The following is a 10,873-nucleotide window of genomic DNA, read 5'->3' as shown; positions in this document are numbered from 1 at the left end:
TACTGCCCGGCCCAGTCCTGGCCGATGGGGTAGGCGTCGTCGTCGGGCGCGGTCCAGCCGGTGGTGTCGAGGAGGCGGCGGGCGGCGGGGTCGATCAGTTCGGCCCAGCGGGAGAAGGTGCGGACGCCGTGCCATTGCGTGATGGCGGCTCCGGCGACATCGCCGCGTTCGAGCACCAGCGGTTCGAGGCCGCGTTCGCGCAGGTGGGCGGCGGCGGCCAGGCCGATCGGTCCCGCTCCGACGACGACGACGGGCAACTCGCTCATGACAGATCCTTTCATCGATGGGTATCGATCTAAGCTGCCGTCAGAGTATCGATGGTCGTCGATGTATGCAACCATCGATGCCGATCGATATAGTGGGGGTATGACAGCACTCGGCCTACCGCTCACGGCGCCCCCCGGCGCGGAGGTGGACCTCGACGCCCTGAGCCCGCAGGACGCGGCCACCTACGCCGGATGGTTCGCCTGCCTGGCCGAACCCACGCGGGTGCGGCTGCTGCACCACGTCGCCGCCCATCCGTCCGGCATCACCGTCGGCGAGCTCGCCGACAGGCTCGGGATCGGCCAGCCCACCATCTCCCATCACGTCCGCAAACTCGCCGACGTCGGCTTCGTCACCACCGGCAAACACGGCACCAGCACCGTGGTGCGGGTCAACCCGAGCTGCTGCAGCGACCTGCCCAGTGCCGCCGACGCGGTCATGGGGGTGCTCACCGCCCGCCCGTGCTGCCCCGAGGACGTCCCGGCCGACGTGGCCGTGCGTCCACTTGCAGGCGGTGACTGGGAGGCGGTGCGCCGCATCTACGCCGAGGGCATCGCCACCGGCGCCGCGACGTTCACCACCGAGGTCCCCAGCCGCGACCACCTCGAGCACCAGTGGTTGCCCGAGCATCGCTGGGTCGCCGAGATCGACGGACAGGTCGTCGGCTGGGCGGCGTTGAGCTCGGTGTCGAACCGTGAGTGCTATCGGGGGGTGGCCGAGAATTCGGTGTATGTCGGCGACGGGATGCGCGGGCGCGGCGTCGGCAAGGCGCTGTTGCGCGCCCAGGTCATCGCCGCCGATCAGGGCGGATTGTGGACGCTGCAGACCTCGATTTTCCCGGAGAACCGGGCCAGTCTCGCGCTGCACCATTCGGCGGGTTTCCGCACCGTGGGGGTGCGCGAACGCATCGGCCGGCTCGACGGCATCTGGCGCGACACGGTGCTGCTCGAACGCCGCTCCGAGACCGTTCCCGCCACCGAAAATCAATGAGAGCGACTCGGGTGGAGATGGACATCGAACTGCTGTACTTCGACGGCTGCCCGAACTGGGAGGAGGCGCGAGGCCGCCTCGCCGAGGCCCTGGCAGCGACCGGCAACGCCGGTACCCCGATCCGGCTGCGCCGTATCGAGACCCCGGAGGCCGCCGAACGCGCGGCCTTCCCTGGATCCCCGACGATCTGGATCGACGGGATCGATCCGTTCGCTCCCACTGACGGGGTCGGGTTGAGCTGCCGCGTCTACCGCACCGTCACCGGACTCGGGGGCGCTCCGAGCGTCGCCGATCTGATCCTCGCGTTGCGGCAGGCCGAAGACCGGTAGGGATTCGGCGTCGGCTTGACCTTCGAGTCGACTCGAGGGTTTACCGTCGCGGAGTGAGCATGATGCTGATCTCCCAGTTCGCCGAACACACCGGGGTCCCGGCCACCACTTTGCCCTTGGGCTTGCCATACCCCGTACCCGTTTGTCACGGGCAGCCCACTCGGCGCGTCCGATCCCGCACACCCGCCACGCGATCGCTTACTGAACGGAAAAGGAATTGAGTCCACTCTGGGCGCAGTCTCGGGGCCGCAGTTGCTGCCGATCGCTGCCTGACACATCGGAATCGGAGAGGACCACGCTGGACAGCGTGGTCACCACTGGATTCCTCTGCAGTTCCGCAGGATCCGGACCAGTGCTCCTCCGGGGTCAGTTCAGCGGATAGAGCATCTGGGCGGTCGCGGCGTAGGCGGTGTCGAAGTCGACGGCGAGCACTGCCTCGACCGGCCCGACCACCGCGTGCTGCTCCCAGGCCTGGCCGGTGCGGCTACGCCAGGCAGTGCCGGTGGTGTCGATACCCCACAACGAGCCGTCCCGCGCCGCGGACAACAGCGCCAGCGGTGGGGCGTCGGGCACCACCGTGAAGGTGTGTCCGGCGTCGGTGCTGTGTTGCAGCCCGGCGGTGGTGGCCGCCCACACCCCGGCATCGGTGACAGCGAGGGCGGCCGCGGCCATCGGGGCACCCGCGGTCCAGCTGCTGCCGCCGTCGGTGGAGACCAGCAATCCGGTGACGCCATCGAATCCGACCAGCAACTCACCGTCTGTAGCCAGGGCGTGAAAGTCCACCTCGCCGGTCAAGGATTTCGGTATCCAGGTGCGGCCGCCATCGGCGCTGTCGATCAGCCCCAACGGATTCGGCGCCGAACTCGACGGTCCCGGATGCCCGGACGCGAAGAGGCGGTCAGTTCCCGGAGCGCCGGTCAGTCCCATGAAGTCGTCGTCGGAGACGCCGACGCGGCTGGTGCGCCCGCTGTCGGCGATCTCGACGAGGCCGGTGTGGGTGCCAGCCAGCACCGCACCGCCGGAATCGAGGTGCAGACCGTGCAGATGGTCGAGGGCCGGTTCCAACGCTGTGCCGGGCACCTCCGATGCCAGGGTGGACGAATCCGCATCCGCTGGGGTTGTGGATTGTTCGCCGGTCGCGCAACCGGCGAGCACAGCCACCGCAGCAACAGGCACCAGGACACGCGCCCACCGGCGCAGGAGAAAACTCGACATGAGAAGCAGAAACTCGTTTCGGATCGATCGGGCGGCGGTTCAGGTACGAGCCAGGCGGGTGGGGTCGAGGTCGAGGCGGCGCAACAGCTGGGCGTTGAGCGCCACGACGATGGTGGAGACCGACATCAAAATCGCGGCGACCGCTGGGGAGATCGCGACCCCGGCGAAGGCCAGCACCCCGGCGGCAAGTGGAACGGCGATGACGTTGTAACCGGTCGCCCACACCAGGTTCTGCCACATCTTGCGGTAGCTGGCATGCGAGAGCTCGATGATCGACAGCACCGCCCGCGGATCGTTCGCCGCCAGCACGACCCCGGCGGATTCGATGGCCACATCGGTACCGGCACCGATCGCGACACCGACATCGGCCCGAGCCAACGCCGGGGCGTCATTGACACCGTCGCCAACCATCGCCACCGTGTGCCCACGATTCTGCAGTTCGGTGACCTTGGCGTCCTTGTGCTCGGGCAGCACCTCAGCGAACACCTCGTCGATCCCGAGATCGGCGGCCACCGCGTCGGCGACCTGCCGCGCATCGCCGGTGATCATCGCGACCTTCACCCCACGGGCATGCAGCGCGTCGATCGCCTGACGCGATTCCTCGCGCACGGCGTCCTCGAGCGCCACGGCCCCGAGGACGCGGTCCCCTTCGGCGACGTGCAACACCGAGGCCCCCCGCGCCACCCACTGCTGAGTCACTGCGGTGACGTCGGCGGGCACCGCCAACCGCAGATCGCTGAGCATCGCCGGGCCGCCGACCGTCACCTCGGTGCCGTCGACAAGCGCACGCACCCCGCGGCCGGGCAACGACCGGAAATCGGTAGCAGCGGCGCGCTCGGTGGCCGGCACCCGCTCGTCGGCGGCGGCGACGATGGCCCGGGCGACGGGGTGTTCGCTGTCGGATTCGACCGCCGCCGCCAGCGCGAGCAGGTGTTCTTCGGTGATCCCGTGGGCGGCGACGCCGGTGACCTGGTGTCGGCCCTGGGTCAGGGTGCCGGTCTTGTCGAACAGGACCACGTCGACGGTGCGCATGCGTTCGAGCGCGAGCCGGTCCTTGACCAGCACCCCGGATCTGGCGGCGCGTTCGGTGGAGATCGCGATCACCAGCGGGATCGCCAACCCGAGGGCGTGGGGGCAGGCGATGACGAGCACGGTGACGGTGCGCACCACCGCTTCGTCGAGGTTGCCGAGCAACGCCCATATCGCGAAGGTGAGGATGCCGGCGAGGGTGGCAAAGTAGAACAGGAACGCCGCGGCCTTGTCTGCCAGCGCCTGGGCACGGGACGAGGAGGCCTGGGCGTCGGCGACCATCCGCTGGATCCCGGCCAGGGCCGTGTTCTCGCCGACCGCAGTGATCCGCACCCGCAGCGCGCTGTCGGTCGCGACCGTGCCGGCAACCACGGTGTCGCCTACCTGCCGGGTGACCGCCTTGGATTCGCCGGTGATCATCGATTCGTCGACCTCGGCGCGGCCGTCGGTGACGGTGCCGTCGGCGGGCACCCGCGCCCCGGCGCGCACCAGCACCAGATCCCCGAGTTCGAGTTCCTGCAGCGGAACGTCGGCGGTACCGGTCTCGGTGATCTTCTCCGCGGTGTCCGGCAGCATCGCGGCGAGTGCGTCGAGGGCGCCCGACGCCGAGCCGAGGGCACGCATTTCGAGCCAGTGCCCGAGCAGCATGATCACGATCAGCAGCGCGAGCTCCCACCAGAAGTCCAGGTCGAACCCGCCGAGACCCAAGGTGGTGACCCAGGAGGCGAGGAACGCGACGCTGATCGCCATGGCGATCAGCAGCATCATCCCGGGACGGCGGGTTTTGAGCTCGGCCCAGCCTCCGGTGAGGAACGGGGTGCCGCCGTAGACGAAGATCACCGTGCCCAGTACCGGGGGAATCCACATGGCGCCGGGGAAGTCCGGCATGGTGTAGCCGAGCAGGTCGGCGACCATGTGGCTGAAGAACACCACCGGTATCGCCAGCACCAGCGACACCCAGAACCGGCGGCGGAACATCTCCCCGTGTGCGCCGTGCCCCGCGTGCCGATCGTGCCCGGTGTGCTCACCCGGCCCGGCGTGCGCATCATGCTCGTCGGGGGGCGGGCTCTGGACGTCGGCGCCGTGATTGTGTCCGGCGGGCGCCGGGTCCGGGTGGGGGTGTCCGTGCTGCGGGTGCGACATCGAAAGCCTCCTGGGATGGCGGACGGGCCGAGAGGAACCGTGCGAGGGTGCTCTACAGGGTGGTCAGCAGCTCACGCATCGTCTCGATCTCCTGCTGCTGGGTGTCGACGATGGTGCGGGCCATCTCTACCGCCTCGGGGAACTGTCCGTCCTCGATCTCGGTCTGCGCCATGTCGACTGCGCCTTCGTGGTGGGCGATCATCTGCTCGAGGAACAGGCGAGCGGCGTCGGCGCCCTGCGCCTCGGACAGCGCCTGCATGTCCTCCTCGCTCATCATCCCTTCCATCTGCATCCCCTCCATACCGTCCATGCCCTCGTCCATGTCCATGCCGGGCATGTCGTTGTTGCCGGTCTCGGGCATCTCGGTGGGCTCGCCCCACTGCGCGAGCCAGGATTCGAGCTGTGCGATCTCCGGGCCTTGAGCGGCCTTGATCTGCTCGGCCAGGGCGGTCACGTCCGCGGGGATGTCCTGCTTGTCCAGCAGAATGTCGCTCATCTCGATGGCCTGACTGTGGTGCGGCAGCATCATCTGCGCGAACATCACGTCGGCGTCGTTGTGCGCGGCGGCCTCGTCTGCGGCGGTGGTGGTGGTGGCCGAGGTCGTGGCGGGCGAGGTGGCGACGGTGGTGTCGGTGTCGGTCCCGGTGTCGCTGCATGCCGCCGCGGCGAACACCACCGCGAGCGCCATCGCGCCGACGGCGAGAGTCTTCTTGTTCATGGGATATGTTCCTTTCTCGAACGGTCATAGACCACCGTGAATCCGGCGACCAGTCACGGCCGGTCGGCGTGCTGGGATCAGGCCAGGTAGGACACGGTGGTCATCATCCCGGCTTCCTGGTGATACGCGTTGTGGCAGTGCAGCGCCCACTGGCCGGGATTGTCGGTGTCGAATTCGATCTCCACGGTGCGCATCGGCCCGATCGTGACGGTGTCCTTGCGCAGGCCGGTGTCGGTGAGCGCGAAGGTGTGTCCGTGCAGGTGCATCGGATGGAACATGTCCGACATGTTCCGCATCCGCATCCGCACCCGCTGCCCTTCGGCCACGTTCAGCGGCGGGATGTCGGGGTGGGCGCGGCCGTTGAGAGTCCACCGGTACGGCGACATGGTCCCGCCCATGTCCACGCTGTGAAACACATCGTGCTCCCTCTCGAGCAGGCGCACATACTCCCGAGGCGCCAGATCGGTGCCGAGCAACACCTGCCGGTCCAGCTCGCCGGGCCGCGACTGTGCGGGCAGCGCGCCGGCGGCGGTGCGCACCAGGGCCTGTCCGTGCCCGGTCTTGCCTTCGGCCTGCGCGAACAGGGGAAAGACGCCGTCGCCGAGGGTGACGAGCACATCGACGCGTTCGCCCATCCCGATCAGCAGGGCGTCGGTGTCCTGCGGCACGACGGGGAAGCCGTCGGTGTGGGTGACGGTCATCCGGTGCCCGCCGAGGGCGACGCGGAAGGCGGTGTCGGCGCCGGCGTTGATGAACCGGATCCGTGCCCGCTGCCCGGGTGTCGCGGTGAACACGATCGGGTCCTCCGGGACCCGGCCGCCGACCAGGAAATGCGGGTAGCTCACGTCCCCGGCGCCGCCGAGCAGCGGGGAGAGCATCGTCTCCTCACCCATGTCCATGCCGTCCATGTCCATGGCGCCGTGGTCCATCCCGCCCATCCCGCCGTCGCTGCTGTCACCGGTGGCGGCGGCGCCGATGCCCAGGTCGCGGGCCACGTCGTCGGGGGTGCGGCCGGTGCCGTCGAGCCAGTCGTCGAGCACCACGATCCACTCGTGGTCGTAGTTTCCCGGCTCGTTCGGGTCGTCGATGACCAGAGCCCCGTACAGGCCGCGGTCGAGCTGCAGCCCGGAATGCGAATGATAGAAGTAGGTGCCCGGATCCGGGACGGTGAACTCGTAGGCGAACCGGCCCCCGGGGGCGATGGGGTCCTGGGTCAGCCCGGGCACCCCGTCCATGTCGTTGCTCAACGCCAGCCCGTGCCAGTGCACACTCGTCTGCGCCGGCAGCTGATTGTCCACCTCCACCCGCAGCAGATCCCCGGCGCGGGCCCGCAGCAGCGGCCCCGGCAGAGTGTCGTCGTATCCCCAGGTGGAGACGATGCGTCCGCCGAGGTCCACCTCGATCGGGCGCGGCGTCAACCGGGCCGTGACCACTTGCTGGCCGCCCGGGGTGCGGCGCGCCTGCTCGACGCGGCGCACCAGAGTCGACGAGGGCAGCACGGGGGCGCCGGTCGGCGAGCCTGATCCGGAGCAGGCCGCCAGGACTCCGGTGCCGGCGAGCAGCGAGCCGAACACGAAAGCCCGGCGGGTCACGCTAGCCACGGCCCTGCGCCTGCCTGAATTCGGGCGTGCCGGTGGTCTGTGTCAGCACCTGTCGGCGGGCCACGAATTCGTCGGAGTCGATGTCGCCGCGCGCGAACCGTGCCTCGAGCAGTCGCAGTGGATCGGCCTCCTCGGTGGTGCGGCCCGGTCCGTTGGCGCGGTCGGTGCGGAACATCATGGCCACCAGGTAGATCACCACCGCCCAGAACGCGACCATGCACACGGCCATGACGATCCATCCGGTCCAGGTCAGCTCACCTGCCCAGCCCATCATGGTCGCCTCCTTTCTCCGGTTCGTGTCTTCAGCCTGGCGCGTGTACCCCCCGATTCCTGTGGTGGTCGTATGAAGATTTGCTCAAGAAGCCCCGTCGCAGCGTCGACACCAGGAATGGCTGGTGATGATGGACGCCATGGACTCCACTGACTCGCAGCCCACCGCGACCAGCGACCCGACGCCGCCGCGGCCACCGACGGGGTTGCGGGCGATGGTCGTCGAGGACGAGGCACCGTTGGCGAACCTGATCGGCTCGTATCTCGAACGCGATGGGTTCGAGACCGCGCTCACCGGTGACGGCGCCGACGCCGTCACCCTCGCCCGGCAGGTCGACCCCGATGTCGTGGTCCTCGATCTCGGCCTGCCAGGACTCGATGGGGTCGAGGTGTGCCGGCAACTACGCACCTTCTCCGACGCCTATGTCGTGATGCTCACCGCCCGCACCGAAGAGATCGACACCCTCATCGGGCTGTCCGTGGGCGCAGATGACTACATGAGCAAACCGTTCAGCCCCCGCGAGCTGATGGCCCGAATCCAGGCCATGCTGCGCCGCCCCCGCGCCGGCCTCGCCGCATCGAGGCCGGCCGACACCACCACCACCGCCGCTGATCTGATGCACCGTGTCGGCGACCTGACCCTCGATGCCGACGGCCGTGAGGTCACCGTCGACGGGCGGCCGGTGGCGTTGACCCGCACCGAATTCGACGTCCTGGCCGCGCTGGCACGCGATCCCGGGGTCGTGCTCACCCGGGCCCAGCTGATCGAGGCGGTGTGGGGCCCGAGCTGGACCGGCGACGCGCATCTGGTCGACGTGCACATCGGTCATCTGCGCCGCAAACTCGGCGACGATGCCGTCCGCGGCCGCTACGTGCGCACCGTCCGCGGCGTCGGCTACCGGATGGGCACCGGAGCATGAACCCTCAGATCCCCCCGTCTGGGCCGTCGATGCGGCGAGCACTGACCGGGTCGAGTTTCGGCACCCGACTGTTCCTCGCGTTGACCGCGGTGGTGATCGGCTGCGCCGCCAGCGCCTGGCTCGTCGCCTCCGCCCTCGCCCCGGGCATCTTCCACGACCACCTCGGCCAGGCCGGCATCGACCACAACTCCAGCCAGGCCGCCCATGTCGAAGAGGCCTTCACCTGGGCGATCATCCTGGCCTGGGGACTGGCGGTCGCGCTCGCGGTGCTGCTGGCGTTGGCAGTGAGCTGGTACATCACCCGCCGTGTCCAACGCTCGCTGACGGCGGTGACCACCTCGACCGCCCGGATCGCCGGCGGCCACTACGACACCCGCGTGCACAGTCCCGGGCTCGGCCGCGAATTCGACGAGCTCGCCGTCACCGTCAACGAACTCGCCCGCCGTCTCGACGCCACCGAGGCCACCCGCCGCCGGATGCTCGCCGATCTCGGCCACGAGATGCGTACCCCGATCGCGACCCTCGACTCCTATCTCGAAGCCCTCGACGACAGCATCCGCACCTTCGACGACGACACCCGGCAAGTCCTGCGCGATGCCACCCACCGGCTGGGGCGTCTCGCCCAGGACATCACCGCCGTCTCGCGCGCCGAAGAACACCTCACTCGCATCCGGCCGGTGCCCACGACCACCGGCACCCTGGTCACCGCCGCGGTCGATGCGGCGCGTGAACGGTACGAGAGCAAAGGCGTCGTAGTGCACAGCCGTCTCGACGACTCCCTGATCGTGATGGTCGATCCCGATCGGCTCGGCCAGGTGTTGGGCAACCTGCTCGACAACGCCCTGCGCCACACCCCGACCGGCGGCACCGTCACCGTCACCAGCAGGCAAGCTGACAATGATCGGGTGGAGATCACGGTGGCCGACACCGGCGAAGGCATCGCCGCCGATCACCTCGACCATCTCTTCGACCGCTTCTACCGGGCCGACACCGCCCGCGCCCGCCGACACAGCGGCAGCGGCATCGGCCTGACCATCACCCGTGCCCTCGTCGAAGCCCACCACGGGCGCATCCGAGCACACAGTGACGGGCCGGGCCGTGGGGCACGCTTTACGATCGAACTGCCCGTCATTGCAGTCTGACCTCGGAGCCTGCTTCGGTGTTGCCGTATCCGGCACATCTCAATCCGTGGACTCACGACCTTCGAGCGCGGACCCTCGACTCGAGGGACTGAACGCCTCCGTCATGTTTATTGTCATCGGCGCCCACCCCTGTCAGGCGGGGGCGCCGTCGGGAACGAGCTCGGCGATCAGCGCCTCCACCTTGACTTTGATCTCGTCGCGGATCGGACGTACCGCCTCCACCCCTTGCCCGGCCGGATCCTCGAGCACCCAATCCCGATAGGACGTGCCCGGAAACACCGGGCAGGTGTCGCCGCACCCCATGGTGATCACCACATCGGAGGCATGCACCGCGTCGACGGTGAGGATCTTCGGGTTCTGTGCGGAGATGTCGATGCCCACCTCGGCCATGGCTTCGACGGCGGCCGGGTTGACCTGCTCGGCCGGTGCCGAGCCCGCGGAGCGGACCTCGACCCGGTCGCCGGCCAGCGCAGTGAGGAACCCCGCGGCCATCTGGGAACGGCCCGCGTTGTGCACACACACGAACAACACCGACGGTGTGCGGTCGGTCGAGGAATCAGTGGTCATGAAAACAGACGTCCTTTCGAAGAGAATTCAGGCAGGAACGGTGTCGAGTTCCGCCAGCAAAGCCCGCACGCGAGTGTCGATATCGTCGCGGATGCTGCGCACCGTCTCGAGCGACTCGTCCTCCGGGTCGACCAGCGACCAATCGAGGTAACGCTTTCCGGGATACACCGCGCACGCATCGCCGCACCCCATGGTGACCACGACGTCGGCGGCTGCCACCACATCGTCGGTCAGTGGTTTGGGGTATTCGGCGCCGAGATCGAGACCTATCTCGGCCATCGCCTCGATCACGACGGGGTGAATCGTCGACGCAGGAGCCGATCCGGCGGAGCGAACGTGTACCCGTCCGCCACCGTGATGGGCCAACAGCGCCGCAGCCATCTGGGAGCGGCCACTGTTGTGCACGCACACGAACAGCACCTCCGGCACATCCTTCGGCACGGCCCCTTCGGTCTGGGCCAGGGCAGTGAGACGTTCACCGGCGAAGCGGGTGGCCAGCGAGGACAGATGCGTGTGGACCTTCGCGGTGCGGCGCAGCGCCGCGTACGACTCGAAGACCATCCGCTCGACCGTTTGAGGGGAGAACACTCCGGCGTACTTCTCGGCGAGATGTTCGGCGCTGCGGTGCAGCACAGCCTGAGGCATCAGTAATTCCGGCTGGGCAGCGTGCTGGGACATCGACATC

The 10,873-nt window shown here is 68.8% G+C and carries 12 protein-coding genes; 4 read left to right on the top strand and 8 right to left on the bottom strand.

The window, feature by feature from the left end; translation table 11 throughout:
• A partial coding sequence (locus Q7514_RS32385) for an FAD-dependent oxidoreductase (RefSeq protein ID WP_330137279.1) occupies window positions 1-266 on the bottom strand: 266 nt, incomplete at its 3' end.
• Window positions 267-366: 100 nt separating this feature from the next.
• On the opposite strand from Q7514_RS32385, the gene Q7514_RS32380 reads away from it, so the two are divergent.
• Window positions 367-1,254 carry a helix-turn-helix domain-containing GNAT family N-acetyltransferase gene (locus tag Q7514_RS32380; protein WP_330137278.1) on the top strand — a complete coding sequence of 296 codons (888 nt, stop codon included), beginning with the start codon at window positions 367-369 and terminating at the stop codon, window positions 1,252-1,254.
• Entirely contained in the window at window positions 1,251-1,583 is a 333-nt protein-coding gene (locus tag Q7514_RS32375; protein ID WP_330137277.1) for a thioredoxin family protein, read from the top strand. Before Q7514_RS32380 ends, Q7514_RS32375 begins: the two co-directional genes overlap by 4 nt.
• A 366-nt stretch (window positions 1,584-1,949) precedes the next feature.
• On the opposite strand, the gene Q7514_RS32370 is transcribed toward Q7514_RS32375, so the two are convergent.
• From Q7514_RS32370 to Q7514_RS32350, 5 genes are all read right to left on the bottom strand, one after another.
• The gene (locus tag Q7514_RS32370; protein ID WP_054807697.1) at window positions 1,950-2,798 is read right to left on the bottom strand and encodes a F510_1955 family glycosylhydrolase; all 849 of its coding nucleotides are present in this window, start codon (window positions 2,796-2,798) and stop codon (window positions 1,950-1,952) included.
• Between the two features lie 39 nt (window positions 2,799-2,837).
• Window positions 2,838-4,970: a copper-translocating P-type ATPase gene (locus Q7514_RS32365; protein ID WP_408016222.1), complete on the bottom strand. Its 2,133-nt coding sequence runs from the start codon at window positions 4,968-4,970 to the stop codon at window positions 2,838-2,840.
• 52 nt (window positions 4,971-5,022) lie between these two features.
• Window positions 5,023-5,688 carry a DUF305 domain-containing protein gene (locus Q7514_RS32360; protein WP_054807709.1) on the bottom strand — a complete coding sequence of 222 codons (666 nt, stop codon included), beginning with the start codon at window positions 5,686-5,688 and terminating at the stop codon, window positions 5,023-5,025.
• A gap of 77 nt (window positions 5,689-5,765) precedes the next feature.
• On the bottom strand, window positions 5,766-7,289 hold the full coding sequence (locus Q7514_RS32355) for a multicopper oxidase family protein (protein ID WP_330137276.1): 1,524 nt from the start codon (window positions 7,287-7,289) through the stop codon (window positions 5,766-5,768).
• Complete coding sequence (locus Q7514_RS32350) at window positions 7,282-7,563, bottom strand: SHOCT domain-containing protein (protein WP_330137275.1); 282 nt, start codon at window positions 7,561-7,563, stop codon at window positions 7,282-7,284. Before Q7514_RS32350 ends, Q7514_RS32355 begins: the two co-directional genes overlap by 8 nt.
• A gap of 211 nt (window positions 7,564-7,774) precedes the next feature.
• Between Q7514_RS32350 and Q7514_RS32345 the strand changes: the two genes are divergently transcribed.
• Together Q7514_RS32345 and Q7514_RS32340 are read left to right on the top strand one after the other, a co-directional pair.
• On the top strand, window positions 7,775-8,479 hold the full coding sequence (locus Q7514_RS32345) for a response regulator transcription factor (RefSeq protein WP_330137281.1): 705 nt from the start codon (window positions 7,775-7,777) through the stop codon (window positions 8,477-8,479).
• Entirely contained in the window at window positions 8,476-9,621 is a 1,146-nt protein-coding gene (locus Q7514_RS32340; RefSeq protein ID WP_330137274.1) for a sensor histidine kinase, read from the top strand. The genes Q7514_RS32345 and Q7514_RS32340 overlap by 4 nt, the downstream gene beginning before the upstream one ends.
• A gap of 132 nt (window positions 9,622-9,753) precedes the next feature.
• Here the strand turns inward: Q7514_RS32340 and Q7514_RS32335 are convergent, their stop codons facing one another.
• Together Q7514_RS32335 and Q7514_RS32330 are read right to left on the bottom strand one after the other, a co-directional pair.
• Entirely contained in the window at window positions 9,754-10,188 is a 435-nt protein-coding gene (locus Q7514_RS32335) for an arsenate reductase ArsC (protein ID WP_330137273.1), read from the bottom strand.
• A 27-nt stretch (window positions 10,189-10,215) separates the two neighbouring features.
• Window positions 10,216-10,866, bottom strand: a complete 651-nt coding sequence (locus Q7514_RS32330; protein ID WP_054807253.1) for an arsenate reductase ArsC — start codon at window positions 10,864-10,866, stop codon at window positions 10,216-10,218.
• Window positions 10,867-10,873: the final 7 nt, after the last annotated feature.

It is taken from the genome of Rhodococcus artemisiae (assembly GCF_036327795.1).
Taxonomy (GTDB): domain Bacteria; phylum Actinomycetota; class Actinomycetes; order Mycobacteriales; family Mycobacteriaceae; genus Rhodococcus; species Rhodococcus artemisiae.
This window is presented reverse-complemented; position numbering and strand designations above follow the sequence as displayed.